This window comes from Micromonospora sp. BQ32 (genome assembly GCF_059358895.1).
The window spans coordinates 165,831-192,355 of sequence record NZ_JCADBI010000014.1; the positions used below are offsets into that span (position 1 = coordinate 165,831).

32 protein-coding genes are annotated in these 26,525 nt (G+C 69.2%); 18 read left to right on the forward strand and 14 right to left on the reverse strand.

Translation table 11 applies throughout. From position 1 onward, the window contains the following. Window positions 1-1,092: a winged helix DNA-binding domain-containing protein gene (locus AC5L30_RS24635; RefSeq protein ID WP_494869991.1), complete on the forward strand. Its 1,092-nt coding sequence runs from the start codon at window positions 1-3 to the stop codon at window positions 1,090-1,092. A gap of 15 nt (window positions 1,093-1,107) precedes the next feature. Here AC5L30_RS24635 and AC5L30_RS24640 read toward each other — a convergent pair whose 3' ends face one another. From AC5L30_RS24640 to AC5L30_RS24650, 3 genes are read right to left on the reverse strand one after another with little or no spacing between them, the layout of a single operon-like run. Next, entirely contained in the window at window positions 1,108-1,551 is a 444-nt protein-coding gene (locus tag AC5L30_RS24640) for a DUF5990 family protein (RefSeq protein ID WP_494869992.1), read from the reverse strand. A 27-nt stretch (window positions 1,552-1,578) separates the two neighbouring features. Beyond that, window positions 1,579-2,355, reverse strand: a complete 777-nt coding sequence (locus tag AC5L30_RS24645; RefSeq protein WP_494869993.1) for an MBL fold metallo-hydrolase — start codon at window positions 2,353-2,355, stop codon at window positions 1,579-1,581. Between the two features lie 54 nt (window positions 2,356-2,409). Further along, window positions 2,410-2,814 (reverse strand): nuclear transport factor 2 family protein, encoded by a 405-nt coding sequence (locus AC5L30_RS24650; RefSeq protein ID WP_494869994.1) that lies wholly within the window; start codon window positions 2,812-2,814, stop codon window positions 2,410-2,412. 67 nt (window positions 2,815-2,881) lie between these two features. Between AC5L30_RS24650 and AC5L30_RS24655 the strand changes: the two genes are divergently transcribed. Next, a complete protein-coding gene (locus AC5L30_RS24655; protein WP_494869995.1) occupies window positions 2,882-3,418 on the forward strand; it encodes a TetR/AcrR family transcriptional regulator in 537 nt (178 codons plus the stop codon). A 31-nt stretch (window positions 3,419-3,449) separates the two neighbouring features. Here AC5L30_RS24655 and AC5L30_RS24660 read toward each other — a convergent pair whose 3' ends face one another. Then, window positions 3,450-3,920, reverse strand: a complete 471-nt coding sequence (locus AC5L30_RS24660) for a hypothetical protein (protein WP_494869996.1) — start codon at window positions 3,918-3,920, stop codon at window positions 3,450-3,452. Between the two features lie 157 nt (window positions 3,921-4,077). On the opposite strand from AC5L30_RS24660, the gene AC5L30_RS24665 reads away from it, so the two are divergent. The 3 genes from AC5L30_RS24665 (at window position 4,078) to bla (ending at window position 8,538) form a co-directional block, all read left to right on the forward strand. After that, window positions 4,078-4,761, forward strand: coding sequence for a DUF4396 domain-containing protein (locus AC5L30_RS24665; protein WP_494869997.1), 684 nt, complete (start codon window positions 4,078-4,080; stop codon window positions 4,759-4,761). A 277-nt stretch (window positions 4,762-5,038) separates the two neighbouring features. Continuing rightward, the gene (gene rph, locus AC5L30_RS24670; RefSeq protein ID WP_494869998.1) at window positions 5,039-7,591 is read left to right on the forward strand and encodes a rifamycin-inactivating phosphotransferase; all 2,553 of its coding nucleotides are present in this window, start codon (window positions 5,039-5,041) and stop codon (window positions 7,589-7,591) included. Between the two features lie 26 nt (window positions 7,592-7,617). After that, window positions 7,618-8,538: a class A beta-lactamase gene (gene bla, locus AC5L30_RS24675; RefSeq protein ID WP_494869999.1), complete on the forward strand. Its 921-nt coding sequence runs from the start codon at window positions 7,618-7,620 to the stop codon at window positions 8,536-8,538. Between the two features lie 4 nt (window positions 8,539-8,542). Here the strand turns inward: bla and AC5L30_RS24680 are convergent, their stop codons facing one another. Further along, complete coding sequence (locus AC5L30_RS24680) at window positions 8,543-9,109, reverse strand: dihydrofolate reductase family protein (RefSeq protein ID WP_494870000.1); 567 nt, start codon at window positions 9,107-9,109, stop codon at window positions 8,543-8,545. A gap of 141 nt (window positions 9,110-9,250) precedes the next feature. Between AC5L30_RS24680 and AC5L30_RS24685 the strand changes: the two genes are divergently transcribed. Continuing rightward, a complete protein-coding gene (locus AC5L30_RS24685) occupies window positions 9,251-9,925 on the forward strand; it encodes a winged helix-turn-helix transcriptional regulator (protein WP_494870001.1) in 675 nt (224 codons plus the stop codon). A gap of 28 nt (window positions 9,926-9,953) precedes the next feature. Here AC5L30_RS24685 and AC5L30_RS24690 read toward each other — a convergent pair whose 3' ends face one another. After that, window positions 9,954-10,523, reverse strand: coding sequence for a TetR/AcrR family transcriptional regulator (locus AC5L30_RS24690; protein ID WP_494870002.1), 570 nt, complete (start codon window positions 10,521-10,523; stop codon window positions 9,954-9,956). Between the two features lie 106 nt (window positions 10,524-10,629). On the opposite strand from AC5L30_RS24690, the gene AC5L30_RS24695 reads away from it, so the two are divergent. The 3 genes from AC5L30_RS24695 to AC5L30_RS24705 all read left to right on the forward strand — a co-directional run bounded on the left by AC5L30_RS24695 (window position 10,630) and on the right by AC5L30_RS24705 (window position 12,986). Continuing rightward, entirely contained in the window at window positions 10,630-11,562 is a 933-nt protein-coding gene (locus AC5L30_RS24695) for an NmrA family NAD(P)-binding protein (RefSeq protein ID WP_494870003.1), read from the forward strand. A 130-nt stretch (window positions 11,563-11,692) separates the two neighbouring features. Next, the gene (locus tag AC5L30_RS24700) at window positions 11,693-12,229 is read left to right on the forward strand and encodes an RICIN domain-containing protein (RefSeq protein ID WP_494870004.1); all 537 of its coding nucleotides are present in this window, start codon (window positions 11,693-11,695) and stop codon (window positions 12,227-12,229) included. Window positions 12,230-12,452: 223 nt separating this feature from the next. Beyond that, the gene (locus AC5L30_RS24705) at window positions 12,453-12,986 is read left to right on the forward strand and encodes an RICIN domain-containing protein (RefSeq protein ID WP_494870005.1); all 534 of its coding nucleotides are present in this window, start codon (window positions 12,453-12,455) and stop codon (window positions 12,984-12,986) included. Between the two features lie 121 nt (window positions 12,987-13,107). Here the strand turns inward: AC5L30_RS24705 and AC5L30_RS24710 are convergent, their stop codons facing one another. Beyond that, complete coding sequence (locus AC5L30_RS24710; RefSeq protein WP_494870006.1) at window positions 13,108-14,022, reverse strand: SDR family NAD(P)-dependent oxidoreductase; 915 nt, start codon at window positions 14,020-14,022, stop codon at window positions 13,108-13,110. A 100-nt stretch (window positions 14,023-14,122) separates the two neighbouring features. Here AC5L30_RS24710 and AC5L30_RS24715 point away from each other — a divergent pair, with 100 nt between their 5' ends. Then, a complete protein-coding gene (locus AC5L30_RS24715) occupies window positions 14,123-14,788 on the forward strand; it encodes a TetR/AcrR family transcriptional regulator (RefSeq protein WP_494870007.1) in 666 nt (221 codons plus the stop codon). Window positions 14,789-14,857: 69 nt separating this feature from the next. Here the strand turns inward: AC5L30_RS24715 and AC5L30_RS24720 are convergent, their stop codons facing one another. The 3 genes from AC5L30_RS24720 to AC5L30_RS24730 all read right to left on the reverse strand — a co-directional run bounded on the left by AC5L30_RS24720 (window position 14,858) and on the right by AC5L30_RS24730 (window position 17,213). Then, window positions 14,858-16,114: an MFS transporter gene (locus AC5L30_RS24720; RefSeq protein WP_494870008.1), complete on the reverse strand. Its 1,257-nt coding sequence runs from the start codon at window positions 16,112-16,114 to the stop codon at window positions 14,858-14,860. A gap of 1 nt (window position 16,115) precedes the next feature. Continuing rightward, on the reverse strand, window positions 16,116-16,700 hold the full coding sequence (locus AC5L30_RS24725) for a winged helix-turn-helix domain-containing protein (RefSeq protein WP_494870009.1): 585 nt from the start codon (window positions 16,698-16,700) through the stop codon (window positions 16,116-16,118). A gap of 171 nt (window positions 16,701-16,871) precedes the next feature. Then, window positions 16,872-17,213 (reverse strand): hypothetical protein, encoded by a 342-nt coding sequence (locus tag AC5L30_RS24730; RefSeq protein ID WP_494870010.1) that lies wholly within the window; start codon window positions 17,211-17,213, stop codon window positions 16,872-16,874. Window positions 17,214-17,357: 144 nt separating this feature from the next. Between AC5L30_RS24730 and AC5L30_RS24735 the strand changes: the two genes are divergently transcribed. The 4 genes from AC5L30_RS24735 to AC5L30_RS24750 all read left to right on the forward strand — a co-directional run bounded on the left by AC5L30_RS24735 (window position 17,358) and on the right by AC5L30_RS24750 (window position 19,786). Further along, window positions 17,358-18,431 carry a glycoside hydrolase family 43 protein gene (locus AC5L30_RS24735; protein WP_494870011.1) on the forward strand — a complete coding sequence of 358 codons (1,074 nt, stop codon included), beginning with the start codon at window positions 17,358-17,360 and terminating at the stop codon, window positions 18,429-18,431. A 286-nt stretch (window positions 18,432-18,717) separates the two neighbouring features. After that, window positions 18,718-19,095 carry a DUF2089 domain-containing protein gene (locus AC5L30_RS24740; RefSeq protein WP_494870012.1) on the forward strand — a complete coding sequence of 126 codons (378 nt, stop codon included), beginning with the start codon at window positions 18,718-18,720 and terminating at the stop codon, window positions 19,093-19,095. Further along, a complete protein-coding gene (locus AC5L30_RS24745; RefSeq protein WP_210784253.1) occupies window positions 19,095-19,352 on the forward strand; it encodes a hypothetical protein in 258 nt (85 codons plus the stop codon). Before AC5L30_RS24740 ends, AC5L30_RS24745 begins: the two co-directional genes overlap by 1 nt. Before the next feature lie 11 nt (window positions 19,353-19,363). Further along, window positions 19,364-19,786: an SHOCT-like domain-containing protein gene (locus tag AC5L30_RS24750; RefSeq protein WP_494870013.1), complete on the forward strand. Its 423-nt coding sequence runs from the start codon at window positions 19,364-19,366 to the stop codon at window positions 19,784-19,786. A 451-nt stretch (window positions 19,787-20,237) separates the two neighbouring features. Here AC5L30_RS24750 and AC5L30_RS24755 read toward each other — a convergent pair whose 3' ends face one another. Then, window positions 20,238-20,627, reverse strand: a complete 390-nt coding sequence (locus tag AC5L30_RS24755; protein ID WP_494870014.1) for a hypothetical protein — start codon at window positions 20,625-20,627, stop codon at window positions 20,238-20,240. 377 nt (window positions 20,628-21,004) lie between these two features. Next, window positions 21,005-21,346 (reverse strand): YciI family protein, encoded by a 342-nt coding sequence (locus AC5L30_RS24760; RefSeq protein ID WP_494870015.1) that lies wholly within the window; start codon window positions 21,344-21,346, stop codon window positions 21,005-21,007. A 235-nt stretch (window positions 21,347-21,581) separates the two neighbouring features. Between AC5L30_RS24760 and AC5L30_RS24765 the strand changes: the two genes are divergently transcribed. Beyond that, on the forward strand, window positions 21,582-22,049 hold the full coding sequence (locus tag AC5L30_RS24765) for a peptidase inhibitor family I36 protein (RefSeq protein WP_494870016.1): 468 nt from the start codon (window positions 21,582-21,584) through the stop codon (window positions 22,047-22,049). Between the two features lie 74 nt (window positions 22,050-22,123). Further along, window positions 22,124-22,999 carry a hypothetical protein gene (locus AC5L30_RS24770; RefSeq protein ID WP_494870017.1) on the forward strand — a complete coding sequence of 292 codons (876 nt, stop codon included), beginning with the start codon at window positions 22,124-22,126 and terminating at the stop codon, window positions 22,997-22,999. 28 nt (window positions 23,000-23,027) lie between these two features. Here the strand turns inward: AC5L30_RS24770 and AC5L30_RS24775 are convergent, their stop codons facing one another. Continuing rightward, window positions 23,028-24,272 carry a helix-turn-helix domain-containing protein gene (locus AC5L30_RS24775; protein ID WP_494870018.1) on the reverse strand — a complete coding sequence of 415 codons (1,245 nt, stop codon included), beginning with the start codon at window positions 24,270-24,272 and terminating at the stop codon, window positions 23,028-23,030. Then, on the reverse strand, window positions 24,259-24,420 hold the full coding sequence (locus AC5L30_RS24780) for a hypothetical protein (protein WP_494870019.1): 162 nt from the start codon (window positions 24,418-24,420) through the stop codon (window positions 24,259-24,261). The genes AC5L30_RS24775 and AC5L30_RS24780 overlap by 14 nt, the downstream gene beginning before the upstream one ends. A 239-nt stretch (window positions 24,421-24,659) precedes the next feature. Between AC5L30_RS24780 and AC5L30_RS24785 the strand changes: the two genes are divergently transcribed. Together AC5L30_RS24785 and AC5L30_RS24790 are read left to right on the forward strand one after the other, a co-directional pair. Continuing rightward, on the forward strand, window positions 24,660-26,003 hold the full coding sequence (locus AC5L30_RS24785; RefSeq protein WP_494870020.1) for an NsdA family TPR-like regulatory protein: 1,344 nt from the start codon (window positions 24,660-24,662) through the stop codon (window positions 26,001-26,003). A gap of 40 nt (window positions 26,004-26,043) precedes the next feature. Continuing rightward, window positions 26,044-26,520 carry an NUDIX domain-containing protein gene (locus tag AC5L30_RS24790; protein WP_494870021.1) on the forward strand — a complete coding sequence of 159 codons (477 nt, stop codon included), beginning with the start codon at window positions 26,044-26,046 and terminating at the stop codon, window positions 26,518-26,520. Window positions 26,521-26,525 lie beyond the last annotated feature (5 nt).

Sequence of the window (26,525 nt, forward strand, 5' to 3'; positions counted from 1 at the left end):
ATGGTCGATCGGCACCAGGTGATGAACTTCCGGGTCCGGGCCCAGCAGCTCGACCGGGACGAGGGCACGCTCGCCGACACCGCCGTCCTGGACCTCGGGGTGCAGAACACCGGTCCGGACGGCGCCCGGTGGGCGCTGGCGATACGCGGGGTCGACGTGACCGCGTTGTCGGACGCGGAGGTGGTCCTGTTGTGGACCGTGCGAGGCGCTCCCCACCTCTACCGCCGGGCCGACGTCGGGAAGGTGGCGGCCGGGGTCGAGCCCTTCTCCGAGGCCGACGCGGGCAAGCGCATCTACGACGCCGCGAAGCCGTTGAAGGCTGCCGGCATCGGCACTCTCGCAGCGCTGGACGAGGTCGCCGCCCGGATGCGGGCCATCGTCAGCAAGCCGACGGTCAAGGGGGATGTCTCCGGCCGCCTGGCCACGATGTTGCCCGAGCCGTATCTGCGATTCTGCCGGGCGTGCGACGCCACGCACCTCTACGAGATGCCGTTCCGGCTGGCCGCCGTGCGGGCCGGGCTGGAGTTGCAACTCGACACCTCACCTCCGGTCCTGCGGCGCATCACCGGGTTCACCAGAGCAGCCGCCCCGGGTGACCGATTCGACCTCGTTCGCGGGTACCTTCGCCTGCTCGGCCCGGCCACCCCGAAACAGGTGGCCGACTATCTCGACGCCCCGGTGAAGGACGTGAAGGCGCACTGGCCCGACGACGTGATCGAGGTGACGGTCGACGGCGAGGTGCGCTCCCTGCTGGCGGCCGACGGGGAGGCGCTGGAGTCGGCCGACGGCAGGGTCACCCGCCTGCTCGGCCCGTTCGACCTGTTCCTTCAGGCCAAGGACCGGGCAACACTGGTGCCGGACGCCGCCCACGCCAAGGAGCTGTGGCCGGTGTTGGGTCGCCCCGGCGCCGTCCTGGTCGACGGGGATCTGGTCGGCACCTGGCGCCCCCGCAAGTCCGGCAGGACGCTGACGGTCGCCGTCCAGCCGTGGCAGCGGCTGTCGGACGCCACCCGTAAGGCCGTCACCGCGCAGGCCGAACACCTCGCCGCGCACCGCTCGGTCTCGCTCAGCGGCGTCGACTTCGGCGGCTAGCCGGGGCGACGACACTCACTGCACCGCCCAGACGATGGCGGGTGGTCGCACCCGGGCGCAGATCGGCCCACCGGCGGCGTCGGTCAATCCGACCCGGCCGACCAGTGTCCCGTTGCCCTCGTGGGCGGCGCGCAGCAGCTCGGTCGGCACGTCGGTGAACATCAACTTCGCTCGTCGGAACATGGCGAAGCCGTCCTGGGTCACCGCGCCCCAACTCAGGTAGAGAAACCGCGCCCCAGGCCGGCCGTGCACCCAGGGGCCACCGACGTCGAGCGCTCCGTCGACCTCGCGGCTGGACACCTCGACGGACCAGGTGGCGCTGGCCGCGTCGGCCGGCACCTGATCGACCACCTCGGCCTTGCGCTGCACCCCGACGTGCACGTTGCCCAACCGCAACGCGTCGGCCTCCGCACCGGGGCGCTGACCTGGGAGATCGCTGCCGTCGATCCGGATCCGCATGGCACCGACTCTAGTTAGTCGGCCAGTTCAGGTAGGCAGCTGGGCGGTGGTGGAGCTGGCGGCTGTCCTGCGCAGGTAGGTCTCGGCCAACTGGCGAAGGCGTGGCCTGTCGAAGCTCTCCCCGTGGCCGGGATGGACAACGGACACGTCGAGGTCGACGAGGAATTCCATGCTTCGCCGGTAGGCCGCGACGTCGGAGTTCGGCAGATTGTCGATCAGGGCACCCTCGTAGATGATGTCGCCGGAGTACAGGGTCCCCGTGCGCTCCTCCAACAGGGCGATGCTCCCCGGCGTATGGCCGGGTAGGTGCAGCACGGTCAGCACCCGCCCGCCCAGGTCGACCCGGTCGCCGTCGCCGAGCAGGCGGTTCAGGGTCATGGGTGCGACGCGGTAGGCAGCCGGGTCGTAACCGAGGTCGGGCAGAACGTCGATCATGAGCTCCGGGACGGCTTCTCCGGCGGCGTCGATGCCCAGCTTGTCGAAGAGTTCCGTGCCGTACAGGCTCGCCGGTGCGCCGGCCGCCAAGATCCCGGCCTCGGCGAGGTGGGCGGCCCGGTCCCCGAACTCCGACGCCCCACCGACGTGATCCAGGTGCGCGTGGGTGAGCACGACCATCGGATCGCGCTCGAACAGGCCCGGAATCGCCTCCCGCAGGGCGACGACTCCGAGCCCGGCGTCGATCACGATGTCCCGATCGTTGCCCCGCAACCACCAGAAGTTCGCCGACAGCAGTTCGTTGACGTGCGGCTCCGATATCCGGACGACGTCGCCGTCCACTTCGGCCCGCGCATACCAGTCGACCATGTCCGAGAGTGTGCCAGCGCGGCGCGTTCAGGGCCGCCCCATCTTGATGCGGGCCTATGCCTGACCGGCGGCCTGAGCGATGGCGAGGGTGTGCTGATACTCGCGCCAGTGGGCCAGCTTGCCGTCCCGGGTCCGCAGCACCCCGATGAACGGCGCCGAGGCGGTCACCCCGGTCGCCGTGTGGGTGCCGACCAGTTCGTATTCGACCACGATCACCTCGGGGTCAGCGGTCTCGTGCAGGACGACGTTGCGGCAGTCGTCGAACCGGACCGGGAACATCGCCCGGCCCGCCTGTGTGTACTCAAGGACCTGTTGCTTCCCCTCGATGCGCGTAGGGCGGCCGGGTGCGGCGAACGGTGTCTCGACCACCGCGTCGTCGGCGAGCGAGTCGGCCTCGTAGGTGGGCAGGTTCGCGAGCCACCGGGCGCGCATGCTGTCGAAGATCTCGCTTGGTGTCATGTCGTCCTCCTGGATAATGAGCCATGACTCGACTTAGACGACCGAGAATAATGAGTGGAGACTCACTTTGGTAGAGGGATCGCCGCTGCGTGCCGACGCGCAGCGCAACCGGGCACGCATCCTGGACGCCGCCGAGGCGGTCTTCGCCGAGTCCGGCACCCGCGCCTCCACCGAGGAGGTGGCCCGCAGGGCCGGCGTTGCCATCGGCACGGTCTTTCGTCACTTCCCCACCAAGGACGACCTGCTCGCCGCGATCATGAAGCGACTGCTTGCGCAGCTCGTCGAGGAGGCCGGAAAGCATGACCTCTTCGCGTTCTTCACGCACCTGGTGGCGCAGGCCGCAGCGAAGAAGACCGTCGTCGACCTGCTCGCCGGGTCCGGGATGGACATCCGGCTTCCGGACGCGGTAGGGCACCTGGAGGAGGCGGTGGGCAGGTTGCTGGAACAGGCCCAGACCGCCGGAGCCGTCGCCGACTCGGTACGGCTGCCCGAGACGATGGCGCTCCTGGCCAGCCTGTGCCAGGGCGCCCTGCACGGTGGATGGGACCAACAGTTGCAAGCCCGTACGCTCGCGGTCATCTTCGCCGGCCTGGAGCGCGACTGACCGCGGCGGACAAGTCCTGGCGCGGACGGGCCTAAATGATCGCGAAGAGACGGTCGGCGGGGTCCACGACCGCAGCCAGCACCGCGCCCGGCACGAGCGCCGGATCGTCCCCGCGGATGGTGTCCGCCTCGAACGGGGTGAACCCCGGCCCACTGATCCGCAGGCGGAGCTCCAGCCCGGGGTTCTCGCCGTCCAGGTGGTTCGCCACCTGAAGGACCTCCGCCGTCGCGGCGACGCCAGCCGCGGCCAGTCGACGCGAGTCGCGGCGCGAACGGGCCACCACCCGCCAACCGAAGACACCGAACCCGACACCGACGACTGTCGCCAGGACGCCACCGCCCAGCAGACCCCAGAAGTCGGTGGACGACGGCGGTGGATCCAGCGTCACGGCGGCGACGAGCAGGACCGGTCCGGGTAGGCAGATGGCCAGGAACACGAATCGGCTGAGCAGCGCGCCGATCGGACCGACGCGCGCTTCCGCTTCCCGAGGGGCACTGGTCACCCCCGCACCGTAGTGCAGCCGCCGGCCGGTTCACTCCACCGTCCGGGCGAGGCCGGGGAGGGTGAATCCGACCGCGCCGGGCACGCGGGAACGCCCGATCCGCCGATCCGAACGAGGACGACATGAAAGACTCGCCCGGCGTGCGGAAGGGGCGGGGATGCAACCAACCTGGCTCTTGGCGCTGTCCTGGGCATCGCTCGCGGTCGGCGTCGTCAGCCTCGCGGTCGTCGTTATCGACACGTACCTTCGGGGGCACCGTCAGCCGGTCCGGGTCATGGAGATCGTCTGGCTGGTGACCGTTCTCTACATCGGCCCGGCGGCCGTCCGCCTCTACTGGAACTGGGGCAGACCCGAGGCGTTGTCTCGACGGCGGCGGGAGGGTCTACCGCGCAGGCCACGCCGGGGCCTCGTCGTCACCCACGTGTCCCGCTGCGGCGCCCATTGCGCTCTCGGCTTCGTCGTCGCCGAGGTCGCCCTGTACGCCGTGCGATTCGATCCGGCCGAGGACCCCCTGTGGGTCGCCTACGCCGGCGACTATCTGATGGCGGTGACGATCGCCGTGCTCTTCCGGTACTTCGCCGGGCCCGGTCGCAGCCTGACGAAGGTCTGGCGCGCGGTGTCGAGCGTCGGCAAGACCGAGCTGCTGACCATCACCGTGTTTGAGGTGGTGTTGTTCGCGTGGCTGACGCTCGCGCATCGTGTGATCTTCTCGGAGCTACACCTGCTGCCCGACAGCCCGACGTTCTGGTTCGCCGGTCAGATCGGGCTGATCGCTGGTTTCATCGCGGCCTGGCCGATCGCCTCCTGGAAACTCAGCCGAGGGCTGAGGATTGAGGGCTGAGGGCTGAGCCGCGCCGGCTCCCCCACGACTGAACGGGCCCGATTGCCGGCCCGGCCGCCGCGACAAAAGACAAGTGGCAAGGAGATCACTCCCCCTGCCACTTCTAACGTATATCGCACCTGGGGGCTTGCCGCAAGACCCCGGTCATGGCGCAGAATCGGCGGCCGGACCAGCACAAACGAGGTAACGGGGGCACGACGTGGGTGTGTTGTCGATGGACGAGGGCCGCGGCGACCGAGTACCGCTGTTGGATCTTCGAGAGGTCGACGAGACGCAGGTGTCAGTCGTCGGCGGCAAGGCCGCGCACCTGGGCGCGCTGTCCCGGATCGACGGCATCCGGGTGCCGGCCGGGTTCTGCGTGACGACGGCCGCCTTCCGGCGGGTCGTCGCGCAGACGCCGTCGATCGACGATCGGCTCGATCAGCTGTCGCGCCTGAGCCCGGACGACCGGGAGGCGATTGGCACGCTCAGCGCGGAGATCCGCCGCAGCGTCGAGGAGACCGCGATTCCGGGCGACCTGGCCGCCGCGATCACCGGCGCGCTCGCCCGCTTCGGTGAGCAGGCCGCCTACGCCGTGCGGTCCAGCGCGACGGCGGAGGACACGCCCACCGCGTCCTTCGCCGGACAGCAGGACACCTACCTGAACGTGGTGGGGCCGGAGGCGATCCTGCGGCACGTCAGCCGGTGCTGGGCGTCGCTGTTCACCGAGCGGGCCGTCATCTACCGCCTGCGCAACGGCATCGACCACCGCACGGTTCAGATGGCTGTCGTCGTACAGCGGATGGTTTTTCCGGATGCCTCCGGCATCCTGTTCACGGCCGACCCGGTGACGGGCAACCGGAAGGTCGCGACCGTGGACGCCAGCTTCGGCCTCGGCGAGGCCCTGGTGTCCGGCCTGGTGAACCCGGACGTCTTCACGGTGCGCGACGGGGAGGTCGTCACCGGGGCGGTCGCCGTCAAGCAGCGCGCTGTCGCCGCTCTGCCGGGCGGCGGCACGCGGGAGGTGACGATCGACCCGCAGCGACAGGAGCAGCCGGCGCTGACGCAGGCGCAGGTCGTACGACTCGTGCGGCTCGGGCGGCGGATCGAGGCGCAGTTCGGCCGCCCGCAGGACATCGAATGGTGCCTGATCGATGACGACTTCCAGATCGTGCAGAGCCGGCCGATCACCACCCTCTTCCCCATCCCGGCGGCCACTGACCAGGAGAATCACGTCTACCTCTCGGTCGGTCACCAGCAGATGATGACCGACGCCATGCGGCCGCTGGGGCTCTCCATGTGGCAGTTGACCGCCATGGCCCCGATGCTGGCGGCCGGCGGGAGGTTGTTCGTCGACGCCACCCGCCTGCTGGCCGCTCCCGCCAGCCGCGCCGGCTTCCTGACGATGGCGGGGCGCGACGATCCGCTGATGAGAGACGCGCTGGAGACCCTGCTCGACCGCGGAGACTTCATTCCGACCCTCCCGGACGGGGGCGGCCCCGGCACGCCGACCACCGGCGGCCCGTCCGCCTCGATCGAGACCGACCCGGCCATCGTGACCGAGCTGATCGAGCGCAGCACGGCCTCCATCGCCGCCCTGCGGCGCGACGTCGCGGCGCTGACCGGTACGGCGCTGTTCGACTTCCTGCTGGAAGCCTTCCAGGAGCACAAGCGGGTCCTCGGTGATCCGCTGACCATGCAGGCGATCATGGCCGGCATGGAGGCCACCTGGTGGCTCAACGGCCGGCTGCACGACTGGCTGGGCGAGAAGAACGCCGCGGACACCCTCACCCTCTCCGCCCCCGGCAACATCACCTCGGAGATGGGGCTGGCGCTGCTCGACGTCGCCGACGTGATCCGACCGCATCCGGAGGTGGTGGCGTTCCTCCAGGGCGTCGCGCACGACGACTTCCTCGACGAGCTGCCGGCGGTCGCGGGCGGGGCCGAGGCGCGCGCCGCCATCGAGGCGTACCTGGACCGGTACGGCATGCGCTGCGTCGGCGAGATCGACATCACCAGGCCGCGGTGGAGCGAACGCCCCGGCACGCTCGTGCCCGTGCTCCTGGACAACGTCAAGCTCTTCGAGCCGGGCGCGGCCCGGCGGCGCTTCGAGCAGGGCCAACAGCAGGCTCAGCAGAAGGCGCGGGAGGTGTTGACGCGCCTGCGCGCGCTGCCGGACGGTGAGCAGAAGGCCGACGAGACCGCGCGGATGATCGACCGGGTGCGGGCCTTCATCGGCTATCGGGAGTACCCGAAGTACGACATCATCAGCCGCTACTTCGTCTACAAGCAAGCCCTGCTGGCAGAGGCCGAGCGGCTGGTGCGGGCCGGCGTGCTCACCGAGAAGGAAGACGTCTTCTACCTCACGTTCCAGGAGTTCCACGAGGTGGTGCGCACACATCGGGTGGACGACGAGCTGATCCGGCAGCGCCGGGACGCGTTCCGGTCGTACCAGGCGCTCACCCCGCCCCGGGTGCTCACCTCCGACGGTGAGGCGATCACCGGGGCGTACCGACGCGACGACGTGCCGGCCGGCGCCCTGGCCGGTGTACCGGTGTCGGCCGGGACAGTCGAGGGGCGCGCCCGCGTCATCCTGGACATGTCGCAGGCCGATCTCGCAGCGGGCGACATCCTCGTCACGGCCCACACGGACCCGAGCTGGACGCCCCTGTTCGTCGGCATTGCCGGCCTGGTCACGGAGGTCGGCGGGTTGATGACGCACGGTGCGGTGATCGCGAGGGAGTATGGCCTGCCGGCTGTCGTCAGCGTGCTCGACGCCACCCGGCTGATCCGCGACGGGCAGCGGATCCGCGTACACGGCAGTGACGGGTACGTCGAGATTCTGCCCTGACCGACGGCACTTCAGGAGGAACGACGATGGCGGTTTCTGTCCGACGGCTGGCGACCATGCTGGCCGTGGCGTCGACTGTGGTCTCGATGGCGGCGTGCGGCAGCGGCGGCGGCGACGCGACCAAGGCGCGGACGACGCCGAGCCCGGATCTGACGCTCACCCCGTCGCCGGCCGCCGATCAGGAGTTCCGGCAGTTGGAGGAGCAGTTCGGGGCGCGGCTGGGGGTCTACGTCGTCGACACGGGCACCGGTCGCACGGTGGCGTACCGCGCCGACGAGCGGTTCGCGTACGCCTCAACGTGGAAGGCGTTGGCCGCCGCCGAGGTGCTCGACGGCACCACCGACGCCCAACTCGACCGGGTGGTGCGGTACTCGGCGCGGGACCTGGTGACGCACTCCCCCGTCACCGAGAAGCACGTCGGCGAGGGCATGAGCCTGCGCGCCCTCGCCGACGCCGCCGTGCGCTACAGCGACAACACGGCCGGCAACCTGTTGCTGCGTCACCTCGGCGGGCCGGCGGGGTTCGAGTCGAAGCTGCGCGCGCTCGGCGACACGGTCACCGAGGCCGACCGCTACGAGACGGCGCTGAACGAGGGAACACCGGGCGACCAGCGGGACACCAGCACCGCGCGGGCCCTGGCCGACGACCTGCGGGCGTACACCGTGGGGGATGCCCTGGAACCGGCGGACCGTGACGTGCTGCGCGGCTGGCTGCGGGGTAACACCACCGGCGCGGCGCTGGTCCGCGCCGGGGTGCCGGCTGGCTGGGTGGTCGGGGACAAGACCGGGACCGGCGGGTACGGCACCCGCAACGACATCGCGGTGATCTGGCCGCCCGATCGGGCGCCGATCGTGCTCGCCGTGCTGTCCAGCCGCGACAGGAAGGACGCCACCCCCGACGACGCCCTCATCGCCCAGGCCACCCGGGTGGTCGTCGCCCAGCAGTGAGCACCTAGGCGGGGTGGTACTTCAGGAGGACGACCCCGGAGGCGAAGGGTTCGGCGGACACCAACTCCAGTCGTGCCGGCGGCTGACCACCGTCGAACAGCGCCTTGCCCCGGCGAAGGAACAGGGGATGCACCAGGAGGTGCAGCTCGTCGATGAGCCGGAGATCGGCGAGGGACCGGATCACTGTCAGACTGCCGTAGACCACGATGTCGCCGCCGGGCCCACGCTTGAGTTCGGTGACCTCGTCGGCGTCGAGGCGGGCGAGCCGTCGGGTGTTCGCCCAGGTCGCGGTGTTTCCCGAGGCGGAGACGACGATCTTCTCCAGCGCGTCGAGGCGTTGGGCATACCCCCGTACGTCGTCCGGCTGGTCGGGGTCCTGGGCGGTCGACGGCCAGTGGCCGGCGAAGTCGGCATGCGTGATTCGGCCCAGCATCAGGCTGCCGGCGTTCTCCACCAGGCCCCGCTCGTATTTTTGCAGGTGGTCGTCGACCAGCAGCCAGTCCATCTCGTCGTCGGGGCCGGCGACGAATCCGTCCAGGGTCGTCCACATCGATACGACGATCTTGCGCATCTCTCGTCCTCCGTCATGGTGCGGTGAACCCCGGGGGTCCGGATCAGCCGTGTTGCGGCAGGCTCATGAGACCACGCTAGGGGTGCAACTCCTGAAGAACAAGCGCGGCTCCTAATTTAGGATCCGGGTAGGGTGGACGCCATGAGCGGCAGGCGTAGTTACGGAGATCCGTGCGGTGTCGCGCGTGGACTGGACATCATCGGCGAGCGGTGGGCGCTGCTGGTGGTACGCGACCTGCTGCTCGGCCCCCGGCGGTTCAACGACCTGCTCGGCGGCCTGCCCGGCGTGAGCCCGAACGTGCTGAGCCAGCGGCTGCGCCAGTTGACCGAGCACGGCGTGGTCTACCGGCGGGACCTGGGCCCGCCGACGCGGGTCCACCTCTACGAGCTCACCGAATGGGGTCGCGCCCTGGAGCCGGTCCTCCTCCAGTTCGGACGCTGGGGAAGCCAGTCGCCCCAGTCACCCGACGGCGCACTCGGCATCGACTCCCTGCTGCTCAGCATCAAGGCCGCCTTCGACCCGGCGCGAGCGCCGGAACTCGCCGGCAGCTACGCGTTCCACATCGACGCGGACACGTACCTCGCCAACGTTGCCGACGAGACGGTGCAGCTGCGGCGCGGCACGGCGTCCGACCCCGACGCGGCGCTGACCACCGACATCGACACCCTTCGTGCCGTCTGCGGCCGGGAGATCACCCTGGCGGCGGCAGTGGAGTCCGGTGCGCTGCGGTTGAGCGGCGACGAGGACGCCAGGCGGCGCCTCACCAACCTGCTCCTAGCCCCGTTCACCCCCGCACCCCGGCCCGCCACGCCCTGACGACGGCGATCCGGCCCCGTGGAGAACGTCACCCTCGGCGTGGGCTGATTCCCGCTACCGCCAGGTCGAGCAGTCGGGCCGCGGCGGCGGCGGGATCGAAGTGGTGCTCGGTTGCCAACGCGATGCCGGTGATCAGCGCCAGCACATCGGTGATGGTCACGTCTGGCGCCACCGCGCCGGCCGTCGCGGCCCGGCGTACGAGTGGTTCGCCCGCCTCGGTGAGCTGCGCGGTGGCGCAGTGCTCGTGCGCTTCGGTGGGGTTGGCCGTGCAGTCGCGGGTGAGCGCGATGGCCAGGCCCCTGATGGTGGCGACGTTCCCGTTGACGGCGGTGAGCCACTCCAGCAGCGCGGCCCGAGCGTCGGCGGCGTCGGACAACTCCCGTGCGCGGGCGCCGAGGTTCTCGATCACTCCGCGGAAGACCGCGTCCAGCAGCGCGTGGCGGCTGGGGAAGTGCCGGCGCACGGTGGCCGAACCGACTCCGGCGGTGCGGGCGATCTGCTCCAGGGACGCGTCGGCACCGTGCGCGGCGATCTCCTGCTCGGCCACGGCCAGCAGGCGCGCGTAGTTGCGCCGGGCGTCCGCTCGCTGGCTGGACATGGCGTCATCACCTCACGGTTGCTAAGTGGCGGGGCCCGCCGTATCTTAGCGAAGCATAAACGGCGGGCCCCGCCGTTTATGCTTCACCCGTGACAGGAGACCCCTCATGCCCACTGAATCCGCACCCGTCCTGGTCACCGGCGCCACCGGGAGGCAGGGCGGTGCCACCGCTCGCGCCCTGCTCGCGGCCGGCGTACCCGTCCGGGCACTGGTCCGCGACCCCTCGACCGCCCGCGCGCGGGCGGTCGAGGCCCGCGGCGCCGAACTCGTCACCGGCGACCTCGACGATCGCGACTCGCTGGTCCGGGCCGCGCACGGAGCACGGGCCGTCTTCTCGGTGCAGATGCCCGCGATGGACGGCAACACCATCAACTTCGACGGCGAGCTGGCACAGGGTGTCAACCTGATCGAAAGCGCGCTGGCCGCGAAGGTGCCGCAGTTCGTGCACACGTCCGTGAGTGGCGCTGGCCAGCACACCGAGGCACCAGGCTGGGCCGAGGGCCGCTGGGCGACCCTGGAGCCCTACTACACCACCAAGGCCGGCATCCAGGATCGAGTGCGCGAGGCGGGCTTCACGCACTGGACGCTCATCAAGCCGGGCTTCTTCATGGACAACTTCCTGCCCTCGGTGGCGTACCTGCTCCCCCGGGGCGTCGCCGGTGGCTTGGCGACGGTCATCAAGCCACAGACCTCACTCTCCCTCGTCGCGGTCGACGACATCGGCCGCGCAGCCGCCGCGGCCATCGCCGAACCCGATCGCTTCCATGGCGTCGAGCTGGAGCTGGCGAGCGACCACCTGACAATGACGGAGATCGCCAAGGTGCTCTCCGACGCACTGGGCGCCGACCTGACCGCGCCGGACATGACCGAGGAGGAGGCGGTCGCCGCCGGGATGCCGGAGTGGGCCGGCATCTCCCACGAGCTGATGAATGTTGCCGGCCAACCCGCTCGCCCGGAGTACGCGCGGGCCCTCGGCATTCCCCTCACGAGTTTCGCAGCCTGGGCCCGCCACAACCTGCCCGAGCCGTCGCAGCCGTAAGAGCCGGCGACAACCCAGCTCCAGAGATCAGCCGCCGACGGCTCGCCGGCCGTCCGCACGGGGGTAGCGTGCATCGAGCATGATCGCTAGCCTTACCGGTCCCTCCACTTTGGACATAGGAAGGCCCCTCATGAAGCGCAGAACAATGACCAGCCTGGTGGCGATGTTCGCCATGATCGCGGCGACGCTGATCGGCACCGGCAGTCCGGCGGCGGCGGCCTCCTCCGGCCCGTGGATTGTCCAGCCCTTCACGAACCTCTACTGCCTCCACCCGGCGGGCTACTCGTCGGCGCTCAACATCGTGGTCGAACAGCGCCTCTGCGAGGGCGGACTGAGCCGTAACTGGATCTTCACCACGACCAGCTCGGGCTACTACCAGTTCTCCTACCGCAACGGCGGACGGTGCATGGCCGTCCGCGGCGCGGTGACCACCGAGCGGGCAAAGATCGCTACGCAGGTGTGCGGAGACGCCCGCCTCAACGACCAGTGGCTGCCGATCAAGCTCTTCAACTCCGGGGGTTCCGACTACTACCAGCTGAAGAACCGTGGCACCGGCAAGTGCATGGCGGTTGAGGGCAACTCGGTGCAGAGCGGCGCCGACATGATGCAGTTCACCTGCTACACGACCTCGAACAACCAGGCCTTCACCTGGTTCGCCCCGTCGTAAGCAACGCCCCGCAGCCGGAAAGCGGGACCTCCCCGGGTCCCGTTGCCCGGCCGTTGGCAAGAGATCGACTCGGGTTTCGTGAAGTCGGGGTGTCCGGACTCCTGGGACACCCCGACTTCCGTGAACGCGAGTGGATTGCCCACCCGGCGTCGGCGGTGGCGTGTATCGAACATGATCGTTAGCCTTACCCGGCCCTCCATTTTGGACGAAGGAAAAGCCCCTCATGAAGCGCAGAACGATGACCAGCCTGGTGGCGGTGCTCGCCATGATCGCGGCGACGCTGGTCGGCACCGGCAGCCCGGCGTCGGCCGCCACCACCGGTCCGTGGGTGATTCAGCCCTTCACGAACGACTACTGCGTCCACCCCGAGGCGTACGCGTCGGCGAGCGGGACCGTGGTCGATCAGCATCTCTGCGACAGGGGGCCGCTGCGCAACTGGAACTTCACCACGACCAGCTCGGGCTACTACCACATCTCCTATCGCAACGGCGGAAAGTGCATGGCCGTCCGCAATGCGTCGAAGACCGAACGGGAGAAGATCGTCACGCAGGGGTGCGGCGATGCCCGCCTCAACGACCAGTGGCTGCCGATCAGGCTCTTCACCTCCGGGAGCGCCGACTACTACCAGCTGAAGAACCGCAACAGCGGCAAGTGCATGGCGGTGGAGGGCAACTCGACGGCGAACGGCGCCGACATGATGCAGTTCACCTGCTACACGACCTCGAACAACCAGGCCTTCACCTGGGGCTTGGACTAACCAACGCCGTTGAGCCGCGGTGGGACCTGTCCGGGTCCCCCGCGGTCCCGCGTGGCACGACGTCGGCTCGGGTTGGTGAAGCCGGGGCGTCCGATGAGCGAGGAACCCCGACTTGGCACAGTCACACTGTGGCGGCTGCCCGGCCCACCGGGAACCGCACGCCGGTGAGGTCTTCCGAAACGGCCCAGAGGCGTTGCTGCACGCTCACGTCGTAGGAGTCGGGGCTGGAAGTGACCAGCCTCGGGTAGCCGCGCGCCTCGGCCAGGCCGTCGGGGCCGTAGTACTGCCCGCCGAGGACGGACGGGTCGGTGGCGGCCCGCAGGGTGGGCAGCGCGCCCGCCGTCGCGGGCTGGGTAATCACCGGGGCGAGCCAGGTGAGCGGTCGGCGGACGGCCGCCGGGGCGTTGCGGGCCAGTTCGGTGTTGGAGATGCCCGGGTGCGCGGCCACCGCAACGGTGGTGCCGTGCGCGGCGAGCCGGCGCTGCAACTCGTAGGTGAACATCAGGTTGGCGAGCTTCGACTGACCGTAGGCGGCGACCCGGCCGTAGGAACGGTCCCACTGCAGGTCGTCGAAGTGGATGGCGGCGCGGATGCGGTGCCCGGTGCTGCTGACCGTGACCACCCGGGAGCCGGGCACGGGCAGCAGCAGGTCGAGCAGCAGGCCGGTGAGCGCGAAGTGGCCCAGGTGGTTGGTGCCGAACTGCATCTCGAAGCCGTCGCGGGTGGTCTGCCTCGGGGTGTACATCACGCCGGCGTTGTTGATCAGCAGGTCGATCCGCGGGTGGGTGGCGCGCAGGCCGGCCGCGGCCGCGCGCACCGAATCCAGCGAGGTCAGGTCCAGTTCCCGTACGGAGACGTCGCCGTTGATCCGGGCGGCGGCCAGTTCGCCCTTCTCCGTGTCGCGTACGGCCAGCACGACCGACGCCCCGTGTTCGGCGAGTCGCCGGGCGGTCTCGAAGCCCAGCCCGGTGTTGGCGCCGGTGACCACGGCCACCCGTCCGTCCTGGCGCGGAATCTGCTGCTCGGTCCACTTCATCTCAGGCTCCTTATGTACCGCCGGTAACTTATGCTCGAACGGTAATGTACCGCCGGTACGCTGTCAAGGGACCGCCGGTACCTAAGCTAGGGTTGGCGTCATGACGTTCCAGCGGGCGCGCAGCGAGGAGCAGCGTGAGGTCCGGCGCCGGGCCATCCTGGAGACGACCTCGGCGATGCTCGACGAGATGCCGGTGGCCGAGGTGACCCTGAACGAGCTGAGCCGGCGGGTCGGCCTGGCCAAGACGGCGGTGCTGCGCTATTTCGAGTCCCGCGAGGCGGTGCTGCTCGACCTGATGGACGACCGGACGACGACCTGGCTGGCCGACCTGGACCAGGAACTGGCCCACGGTGTCGACCTGAGCCGATCCGTGATGGAACGGGCGGAGCAGACGGCCGACGTGCTCAGCCGGTCGCTCGCCGCCCAGACGGTGCTCTGCGATCTGTTCGGCGCGCAGGGCGGGGTGCTCGAGCACAACGTCTCGGTCGAGGCGGTCCGCCGGCACAAGCGGGCCTCACTGGGCAACCTCGCCGTGATGGCCGGCCTCGTCCGGCGGCACCTGCCCGAGGTCGGCGACCGCGCCGAGCTGTTCTGCCTGCACACCTTGATCATGGGTGGCGCGCTGTCCGCCTACACCTCGCCGCCGCCGAGCCTGCTCGCGGTCTACGAGTCCGAGCCGGCGCTCGCGGTCCACCACGTCGACCTACGGACGGCCCTACGGCTCGCGATCATCACGTCGCTCGTGGGCATGCTGCCGCGCACCTGAGCCCGAGGCACGGCCGGCAACCGCCGCGGGCCTCCCGCCGGCCGCCGTCATCGGTGAGTCGAGCATGGTCTACCCGACGTCGACGGTGGCGCGCTGCCGTACGGCGGAGCGCTGCTGCCGTACGGTGCGCAGGCCCAGGTAGGCGACCGCACCGGAAGCCAGGTACAGCAGGGCCTGCACATTGAGCACGAGCACGACGCTGAGCACGTCGCCGAGCAGCCCGGCAGCCGCCATGCCCAGCCCCTGCGAGGCGTTGAAGATCGCGTAGTAGACGCCGAAGGTCCGGCCCAACTCCGTGTCGGGCACGCTCTGTTGGATCTGTGCGAAAGCTCCACTGGCGTACGCGATGCCCGGTGCGCCGACCAGGATGAACAACCCGATGTACCACGCGGGTTGACGGGTGACCGCCGGTCCGTTCCAAATGACCAGGCTGATCAGGGCGAAGGTGGTCGCCCCGAGGCTCATCAGCAGCCGGGGGCTGAGCCGAGCGCCCAGCATGCCGACGATGAGCCCGCCCGCCACCCCGCCGATCGCCTGGACGCCGCGCAGCACACCGGTGAGGGTGCCGTCGGCGTGCAGCGCGCGGCTGACGAAGACCACAAAGAGCACCACGAACAGGCCCTGCGCGATGCCGCCCAACGCCACACTCACGATCGTCATCCGCACGGCGCGGTTGCGCAGCATCGCCGTGAGGCCGTGTCGCCAGGCGGTGAAGAACGACGACGTACGGTCCGGGGTCGTCGGCGGCGCAGTCGCGTGGTGGGCGGCGCGGCGGCCGGCGGCGATCAGGGTCGCCGTGATCACGAAGGCCACGGTGGCGCCGACGGCCAGGTAACGGGTGCCGTCGCGGGTAATGGCGAAGCCGCCCAGCGAACCTCCGATGAGCCGTCCCACACTCATGTTGAGCGCTATCACGCTGTTGGCGCGCACCAGGTGCGCGGGCTCGACGAGGCGTGGCAACGCGGCGTTGCGGGCGGAGTCGAACGTCTGGGTCAGCACGGCCTGGGCGCCGGCGACCAGGGAGATGATCCACAGGTGGTGGTCGGGCTGACCGAGCAGCGGGATCACCACGGCGGCCTGGAGCACGGCGACCCAGCTCATGAGCCGGAACCGGTCGAAACGATCGGCGAAAGCACCGGCGAACGATCCCAGCGTGATGCCGCACAGCAGCTCGACGAGGAAGACGGCGGAGGTGGTGAGCGCCGAGCCGGTCACCCCGAACACGTAGATCGGCAGCCCGGTGAGCAGCAGCCAGCTCGCCACGCTGGAGAAGAGCCCGGCAGCCCAGATCAGGACGAATCCGCGGTGTCGCAGCAGCGCCACCATCTCAGATGAATTCTGGCGTGGGGTACGCCTGCAGGTTGAGGCTGACCGGCCGGGCGTCGCTGGGGGGCGCGGTGCGCAACGGGCGCAGGTACGGCCGGATGACGGCGTCCAGGGTCAGCGTGAGGTGCCGCAACTCCTCCGGAGTCAGCGAGAGCGTGTAGCTGTGGAAGGTGGCGCTCTCCCGCCACTGGTCGGCCAGCTTGTGTTGCTGATGCTGGTAGCGCTGCAACGATCGGAACACCTCGTCGAGCTCTAGGGCGGTCAGCGCGTCGTTGATCTGCTGCCCCTCGGCATCATCGGGGTCCGGGAGGAATTCGAGCCCGGTGGCGGCGGCGCGCCACGGTCGGTCTCGCCGGTTGGCCCCCTCGGCGGGGACCCGCTCGATGAGGCCGTGCCGGGCCAGTTGATGCAGGTGGTAGCTGCAGTTCGACCCGGTGTCGTCCAGGGCCTCGGCGCACTGCGCCGCGGTTCTCGGGCCGGCGGCCAGCAGGTAGCGCAGCAGGCGCAGGCGCAACGGGTGCGCGAGTGCGCGCAGCTTGGTGGCGTCCTGGACGCGCACCCGTCGTTCCGGCTCGTTCAGCTCCATCGAGGCACCCCTTAGCGAAAGACTCCTTTCGGTTATACGTCTTTGTGGCTCGCTTTCGCAACAAGTCTTTCGATTCAGGCAGGCGCAGCGGCTGCCAGGATGCGGCCACACCGACTCGGCGGGCTCATCGCGGCCGACAGCAAACCCTGCCGAAAGTTATGAGACGCCCGGTCACCGCCCCTGGCGGGCGGCCTCGCCAGAGAGGGATCGCGGGTACCGGAGGGCGCTCAGCAGGGCGGTGACGACAGCAGTCACCAGCAAGATCCTCACCACGTGGAACACCACCGCGTCGCCCGTGGAGTCCGGCGGAAAGATGTCCTTGACGAGCAGGCCGACGCCCAATCCCAGCCCCAGGCAGGCATGCATCGCGGCCCGCAGGCGTGGGAAGGGCTGTTGGCGGCCGAAGATCCGGGGCACGACCGTGCCCCCACGGCTCCTGACGAGCAGCACGGCGGCCATGGCCAGGTTGGTCGCCGCGCACACGACGGCCAAGACCACGTCCACGGGTTCCATGGGGCCGAACGCTAGCGCACCCATGCCCGCCAGCGACTGCCAGCTCCGAGGCCGGCTCGCGAAACACTGTGGCACAGCAATTCCTGCCCTAATCTATGGGTGTCGATTGTTGCCTCCAGCTCCATCCGAGGAGAGGAACCCCTCGTGAACGTCGGTAGCCGAACCCTTCCGCGACTCCTCTCCTTCCTGCTGGCCGTCCTGCTCGCCACCGGCTTGCCCCTGCTCGGCGCCGCGCCGGCGGCGGCCGGGCAGACCAGCCTGCGAGCCGCCGACCCCAGCGTGATCCGCGTCGGCGGCACCTACATCTCCGTCCAGTCGGTCAACGGCGGGATCGCCGTGCGGCAGGCGGCCTCTCCCGACGCGCTGGCCGCCGCACCCGCGCGGCAGGTCTGGACGGACAGCCGCAACCTCGGTGAGGTCTGGGCCCCGGAGATCGTCACCGATGGCGGCCGCTACTACATCTACTTCTCGGCCGGGCGCGGCACCGCCCACCGCATGTACGCGATCCACTCGGTGTCACCGGCCAGCGGCTACACGGCCGAGCGGCAACTCGCGCTGCCCGACGGCAGGTGGGCCATCGACGGCAGCCTGTTCACCTTCAACGGGCAGCGGTGGTTCGTCTGGTCGGGTTGGGCCGGGGACACCAACGTCGAACAGAACATCTACCTCAGCCGGATGAGCGACCCGCTCACCCCGACCGGTGGCCGGTACGTCATCTCCCAGCCCCGCGAGAGCTGGGAGCGCGTCGTCGGCAACCCGTTCATCAACGAGTCCCCCGAGGCGATCAGGGACCCTAACGGGCAACTCCACATCGTCTACTCCGCCAACGGCAGCTGGAGCGACCAGTACTGCCTCGCCGACCTACGGCTGCGCGCCGGCGGCGACCCGACGTACGTGTGGGACTGGTACAAGTCGAACGGCTGCCTGTTCGGCTCGAACCGGGCCACCATGATGGCCGGCTGGGATCCCACCCTGCACGTGAACGGGCCTGGCCACCACAGCTTCGTGCTGCTCAACGGCGACATCGCCACCAGCCCACCCGCCGGGCCGAGGTTCCCGCTGATGTACCACGGAGTACCCAAGGGCACCCCGTACTCCTGGGCGAACCGCTACTGGTACACCGGCACCTTCTGCTGGTGGGGCAACACCACCTACCGCCGCGCCAACGTGCCCGGCCCGACGGCCGACACCGGGTTCAGCATCAAGTTCTTCGAGTGATCCGGACGTGCATCCTGGCCCTACGCCGGCCGCCCCCTTCGACCGCGGCGGGACCCCTTCGGGTCCCGCCGCGGTTTCGCATTCCCGGCCGGCGGCGGGACCGACTCAGGCTTCTTGCGACCGGCCTGCCGGAGGGGCCGGGGTCACCCGGCTTCCGTGAAGACGGGTGAATCGTGCTCGACGCCGGGGTCGCAGCATGATCACCTTCATCACTCACGAGCGTGAACTTAAGAAAATTAAGATCATCTTCTTGGAAGTTGAGGATTCTTAAGATACAACTTTAGGTATGACAGAGCAGGCGATGGACTGGCAGGAACTCACCAGCCTGACGCGAGGGCAGCCGTTCGTCGTCGAGCGGGTGCGCCTGGCGAGCAACGGCGTCGCGATCGAGGGCGAGTTCGAGCCACCGCAACTGGCTCAGCTCAACGTCGACGATCAGGTCTTTGTCACGGCGTTCGTGCGCTGCCACGGTTCGATCAAGGAGATGGAACGCATCTTCGGGGTGAGCTACCCGACGATCAAGTCACGACTCAACCGGATCACGCAGATGCTCGACTTCGTCGAGACCGACCCGGCGCCCTCGCGAGCCGACATCATCGACCGGTTGCGCCGCGGTGAGATCACCGCACAGCAGGCGTTGGCCGAGCTGGACGGCCGGGCGTGATGCCGCAGCTGGTGACCGTCAAGGTCAACCGCCCGGACCGCCGGCCCGTCCGCGTCTGGGTTCCGGTGCTCCCCGTGGCGCTCGTGCTTTTCCCGGTCGTGGTCCTGGTCGTGCTGGCGGCGATCGTGGCCTGCGTCGTGTTCCGCATCGGTGTGGTGCGGGCACTTGGCGCCGCTTGGCGTGTCATCTCCGCGCTGCCCGGCGCCCGCTTCGACATCGAGCAGGGCCGCACGGCCGTGTTCGTGGCTATCCGATAGGAGAGGTTCGCATGACCGAACAACGCAAGGACATCCTCACCATGCTGGCCGCCGGCAAGATCACCGCCGAGGAGGCGGAGCAGCTCATCGCCGCACTCGAACGGGACCAGGCACCGGCGACGGCGGGTCACGACGCCCGGCCGAAGGGCAAGGTGAAATACCTGCGGGTGGTGGTGGACGCCACCGACAACGGCGAGCCGTCGCGGGTCAACGTGCGGGTGCCACTGCAACTGCTGCGGGCTGGTGTACGACTGGCGGCGCTGGTCCCGCCGCAGGCCCTGGTCAAGGCCAACGCCTCACTCAGCGACTCGGGCGTGCCGATCGACCTGACGCAGCTCAAGCCCGAGCAGTTGGAGGCGCTCGTGGAGCACCTCGACGAGGTGACCGTGGAGGTGGATTCACCCGATGCCACCGTGCGGGTCTTCTGCGAGTAGGCGCCGTCCCGCAGGACGGCCCCTCGAGAGGGTGCTGGAACACCCTCCCGAGGCTGCGCCCGCCGCAGCAGAGCACAGGTGAACTGCCAATCTGAAGTTTAGCCACTCACCAGCACACCAGCGGAGGGACCACTCGGACGGGTGGTCCCTCCGCGCCGTCCCGCGGACGACTCGCACTCATGGCATGACGACGCGTGGTCAGGCGCGCCACGCCGGCCGGTGCCGGCCGCGCGCGGGCAACTTCGGCGATCACGGTACGCGCCAACGGCCAGCACCGGACCTCGGCCGGCGCGACACTGTCCGCGTCCGCCAGGGCGAGATACGCGCCCTGGCATTCGGCCGCCCACAACGGAGCGGGACGCACCGAGACGAATCGATGAGCAGACCCGAGACTGGATCTGCTCATCGTCCGGTGCGACCTGTCACCCATTCGAGGCTGCATGACAAGGCCCTAGCAGGAACCGTGCCAATTCACCTTAGTCACGATCACCTGAAGGTAGAAGATGTTACCGCGTGGGGTAGCGCAGTGCGTGATGACCGTCGATTCGTCCTGCCACGTGTGGTGGTATTCCAATTCGACGTTCGCGGTCGTGTGGTTGTAGAAGGTTTTCGTCGGGGCGCTGCCGGTCCACGGACCGGTGGTCACCAGGGACGGGGTCTCGGTGGGGCCGGTATTCACGGGAGCCCAGTTGGGCCAAGCGCAGAAGGTGCCCTGCTGGCAGTTGCCGGGCGGCCACGGCTCCTCGTCCGGCCAAGGCCCGTTGGCGGACGCCGACGCGGCGGGGATGGTGGCCAGCAGACCTGCGGTGGACAGGGCAAGGGCGAGGGATTTCAGTCGCAAAGGTTTCTCTTTTCCCAGAGGAATCGATCAATGAAAGTTACCACCGGGAAAATTGATACGTCAAGGGTTTCATTCACGGCCGTCTAAGCTTGGAATCTCCTGTGATTCCCCTGAAATTGTTGGGAATTGCAGTTGCCGTGACGGCTTGCCGGGATCAAGTCGGCGCGGGTCGACGAGGTGGATTTCCAACCCAGTTGGCACAGCGGGCTGGAAGCCCGACCGTGAATCGCCTTCCCACGCCCTCTCACCTTCGCCGGGGAAGGGGTAGACCCCGGTGGGGATGAACAGGGCCGTGGACTCGGCGATCGGCCTGCCCAGCAGGTCGACGAGCGCTCAGATGCTCGGGTTACGGATGCCCGATGAGGTGAGAAGGAACTTCATGGAGTCCGCTCGGGCGGCGGCGGACACTCCAGGACCGCGATCGAGTTTCCGGCGAACAGCCCCAGGTGCGGGTGCCCGGAGAAGATCTGGACCGCCTCGTCGTGCGAGCCCGCTTCCACAATGCTGTAGGCGATCAGGGCGTCGGTGAAGTCCTCGACACCTCGCGCCGTGACCAGCTTCTTCGCGTACAAGGGAGCGCCGGGGTCGACGATGGCCTTCTCGTTGGCCTGCGCCCACGACGCCCACGCGTCCATGAACTCGGTCTGCTGCTGCTCGGTGAGTTCGGACTTGTCGGCCCCGTCAGCCGCGCCGTTGAAGAGCGCCAGGAACCTGCCCATCCTGGCATCTTAGTGGCGATCTGCTCGGGCCGCCGAGTCACCATCACGACCCCGGCCGAAATACCAGGTCGTCGATAAGCGGCAGCCCGGGAAACGCCGGACAGGGTCGAGATTCGAACTGGTTCGAATGTCTCGGCTGCGCCGCTTTCCCCAGGGTTGACTGACCTCGTCCACACCGGTGCCACCAGCACAATCACTCAGCTCCGGCAGAAGGATCCCCCAGCTAAGGAGACTCATGAAGCGACAAATCCTGGCGTTCTTCGGTGCGTTGGCGCTGGCGGCCGGCGGGCTCCTGGCCGTGGCCAGCCCGGCCCAGGCGGCGGCGTCGCGCAACGGCGTGTGCGAGAGCGGCGAACTGTGCATGTGGCAGCACCCTGACCTACGCGGCGGTCGCTACGACACCCTCTCGACCACTGCGAACTTCAATCAATGGTCGTTCGTGGCTGCCTGCACATCGGACTGCTCGCTGCACGACAACGTCAGCTCGCTGCGCAACTACGACACTCAGAATGCCGTCCGCCTCTTCGAGCACGAGAACTACCGGGGCCTCTACTTCTGGCGGCAGAAGACCAACAGCGGCCAGTCCGACGAGGCCCTGAACCTCACGCTGGACCGGGACCAGAACGGGAACAACTGGAACGACCGATTCGACTCGTTCTGCTTCGTCTGGGCCGGCCAGCCGCAAACCCGCTGCCGCCCATAGGACCGCATCGAGGGGCTCGCGTCAGCCGTGAGGTCACAGACAACGCGAGCCCCTCCACCCTGAGCGAGGTCTCCATGCCCACGATCCGTAGGCAATTCGCGGCCCTGACCCTGGCCTGCCTGACCGTCGGCGCCGGTGCCGCCTGTGACCCGAGCGGGCCCGCGCAGCGGCCCGCCGGGCCATCACCGGTGGCGGCCATGAGCCTTCCGTTGGACCGACTGTTCCCGTCCGGGGACGAGGACCTGCTTCTCCAACGGGCCGAGGCGAAACTTGTCGTGGCCTGCATGCGCCGGCTCGGCATCTCCTACCGGCCGCCGGAACCGCACCACACCGACCCGGCCGCCACCCGCGACGGGTTGTACGGGCTGGTGGAGCACGACCAGGCGCAGCGCCTCGGCTACCACGCCGCACCCGGCGGCGACACGGCTGAGGACAAGCCTCCACCGCCTCCGGAAAAGACGGCGCTGGCGCTGAGCGGCACCCGGTTCGGCACCGACGGACCCGAGCCGGCCGGCGGCCGGATCCCTGAAGGCGGCTGCCTCGGCGAGGCGACCCGGCGCCTGACCGAGGGCGCGCCACCGGTCGGCGAGACGCTCCTGTACGACCTGGCCCTGCGGGCCGGCCAACAGGCAGAGCAGGACGCACGCGTTCAGGCCGGCTTCCGGGCCTGGTCGACGTGCATGGCCGGCAAGGGGTTCACCTACGCCGACCCGTGGCAGGCCAACGACGACCCGAGGTGGAGCACCGACCATCCCAGCGACGTGGAGCGCCGGACCGCGATGGCCGACGTCGCGTGCAAGAACAGCACAGGTCTCGTGACGACCTGGCAAGCGGCGATGGTGGAGCACCAGCAGCGCACGATCGCGAGCCGCTCCGCCGACATCGAACGCTACGAGCAGGCCAAGAGCGCCCGACTCGCCAACGGCCGACGCGTGCTGGCGACGACGTGAGGCCAGCCGCGACCGGCGGGTAGGTCGGTCAGCGGGTGAGGCCGACCAGGTTGGCCAGTCGCGCCACACCGGCCGGCGCCGGCTGCGCACGGGCAACATCGGCGATCACGGTACGCGCCAACGGCCGGCACCGGACCTCAGCCGGCGCGACGCTGTCCGCGTCGACGAGCGCGCGGGCAGCGCCGCGCAGGTCGCCCACTTGGAGGTACGCCCGCGCGACATCCACCAGGTGCGCGCCCCGGTACTCGGCCGGCAACCGCCGCCACGCCTCCCGCCGCACCATCACCGGATGTCGCCGCACCGCCTCGACGGCGTCACCCCGCGAGGCCGCCATCAGCACCCGCGCCAGCTCGACGGCGATCGGCCCGAAGCTGGTGTGGTGCTGATCGTCGTACCCCCGAAGGTTGGCGGCGATCCCCGCGGCCCGGTCGATCAGCTCGTCGGCCCGGCGGCTCTCGCCGCAGCCGGCGCCAGCGAGGGCGGCCTGGAGCAGCAGCGTCCCGCCCACGGCCCACTCCCCCGCTGACCGCTGCGGAGCGACCCCGCACCCGCCCCGGTGATCATGAGGTTGACGGTCGCTTTGATCTTCATGAGGTCCGTCAACCTCATGATCACGGGGGTGCGCTGGGGTGGGGGTGATGCGGTTCGCGGCAGTTAGCGCCGCTGTTAGGGCCAGGCGGTCGCGGTTGCACGCGCGGAGCGCCTGGGCTACCGAGATGGCCGCCGTTGCCGTCAGGATCGGGTCGTCGCCGGCAGCGGACATCGCCCGGTCGGCGGCCAGCCACCCGAGATCGGCTTCGCCGAGCTTCACCAGCAGCGACGAGGTGATCCGGTACGTCTGCACCAGCAACTCCGGTGTCTGCGCGCCCTGGGCGGCGTCGAGCAGGCCCGGCAGGACCCGCACCAACTGCCCGTAATGCGCGTGCTGGTAGCTCAACCAGGCGTACCCGATCTGCCTTCTCAGCTCGTCCGTCTCCTGTGGGGCTTGCGGCGCGTCGTAGCGGGCGAGGGCGGCCCGGACGTCGTCCACGCCGTCCGGAGGGCCGGCAGGCGTTGGGCGCGGCTGGCCGAGCAGCACCTCCGGGTCGACCCGTAGGACGTGGGCCAGTTCCTGGATCACCGAGTACCGATCCAGGGAGCGCACGCCCCGCTCCACCTTGTCCACCCAACTCTTCGACCTGCGCAGCCGGTCCGCCAGCATCTGCTGCGTCATCGACCGCCGCACCCGCCAGCGGGCGACGCGGCGGCCGATCGGGACGTCATCGTTGGTCACGCCGCCACCGCCGGTCCGGGACCGCACGGGTCGTGTCGTCCACGGGTACGCGGTCTGCCTCGGCCTGGGCCAGGAGGCGCTGTTTGGCAGCCTCCCGCTCGGCCGCGTCCACCTGCTCGCCCTTACCCGCCGATTCGTCGCCTCGCATCCCCACCTCCGTTGGTTGGGGGCGTGACGCTCAGACTTCGCCGTCACTCGGGACCCCTGTGATCAGCGAAGCGGGCTGCCGACCGACGGACCAGATGGCAAGCGATGCGCTCGGTTGCGCTGCTCAAGACGTGGGTTGCGCAGGGTTGCGCCGGACTCCGAAGGACCGATCCAACCCATAGGCTCGTGACTGTTGGTAGTTGACTGATGCCTGGAGGCGGAACCATGGCGCGAGCGGTAATGAACGCGGCGTTCGAAGAGCTGCTGCGTGCCGCCGGCTACGACAAGGCCCACGCCGCCTTCGCTCGCCAGCTCAATCACACCGGCCGCAACGAGGGCGCCTGGCGCTACGACGCTGCCAGCGTCTACTGGTGGCTGCGCGGTCGCCGGCCTGGCGAGCACGTACAGGCCGCGATGGCCAAAACACTTGCCCGCAAGCTCGGTCGCTCAGTCGCCGTTACAGAGCTGGGATTCGACGCAGCCCGCAGCATCGGAACGTGTGTCTACCCCACGTCCGTCGATGGGGCGATCGATACCGCCGAGCAAATCTGGACGAGGCTGGCCAAGCACCTCAACCAGCATGCCAGCGGGGCGTTCGACAGCGGCAGAGCTCTTGAGGCGGCGCTCGGCTGGCGGTATGACCTGCCCGACGAGACGGTCAGCCGCAACGGCCGGCAGCGAGTCACCTCCACCGACGTTCAATCGCTGTACTTGCTCGCAGACCATTTCACCGATCTCGACCGACGTCACGGCAGCGGCTCTCCGCACACCCGTGCCATCATGGCCGACTTCCTGGTGCGTCAGGTCGCGCCGATGTTGCACGGCACATACACCGATGCCGTGGGGCGGAACCTCATGCGCGCAGCGGCAGCTCTCTCCGGCCAGCTCGCCTTCATGTCATACGACGCGGGCGAGCATGCCATGGCGCAACATCATGTGACGCTCGGCCTGCGGCTCGCCAAGGCCGCTGATGATCGCCTCTACGGCGCTCACCTGCTGGCCAATCTCGCCACCCAGGCTGTGTTCCTGGGACATGCCCGGGAGGCAGCCCGGCTCGTCGAAGCAGCCATTGACGGGGCCGGCCGCGCACCCGCCGCAGTCCTCGCTCGGCTGCACGCCACCGCAGCTACCGCTTACGGACAGTCGGGCGAGCGACGCGCGTGCCAGCTCGCCCTCACTAAGGCTGAGCGCGCTCTCGACCGGACGGGCACAGATCCGGGGCCGCGCTGGGTTCGCTACTTCAGCCCTGCCCACCTGGCCGGGGCCGCACTCAGGTGCCTGGGCGACCTGCACCTGTACACCCAGGCCCTTCGACACGCTCCCGAAGCGCTTGAACTCGGCAGCCAGAACACCCGAACGCGTGCCCTGCACACCGCCCTCGTCGCCATCACTCACGCTCACGCTGGAGACGCGGACGCTGCCTGCAACTGGGCATCCAAGCTGGCGCAGCCCGCCGCAGGTATCCAGTCAGCGCGCGTTCAACGGCGCGTCCGTGAACTCGCTAGCACACTCCGGTCGCAGCAGACATCGCCCCAGGTCAACGATGCCCTGCGTACCCTCGCGGCCATGCCGACAGCAATCTAGAGCGGTAGCGCGCCGAGACATATCCGCTAGCGTCACCAAGGTGACCTGGACGGAGCCCACCACCTGGTACGCCAACTTAACTTCCTTCTACGCCGCCGCCGCAGCCTTCATCACCGACCCGGCTGGCAACGTGCTGCTCGTTAAACCCACTTACCGCGAACACTGGGCGTTCCCTGGCGGCTACGTGGATGAAGGCGAGTACCCGCATATTGCATGCGCCCGCGAGGTTCGAGAGGAGTTAGGGGTCGATGTAGTGGTGGGCGACCTCCTCGTCGTGGACTGGGCGCCGCCCTCTGGGCAGCGACCTCGCGCGATCATCAGTTTTACTTTCGACTGCGGAACCATCACAAGTGTTGAGGGAATCCAGTTGCCCAAACAGGAACTGGAGGACGTTGCATTCTTCTCAGTGACGGAAGCCGCGCAGCACCTCCCCCTTAATGTTGCTCCAAGGGTGCGTTCAGGGATCAATGCGCGGAATCAAAAGGCTCCGGCGTACCTCGCCCGTCACTCTACCTGAGTCGC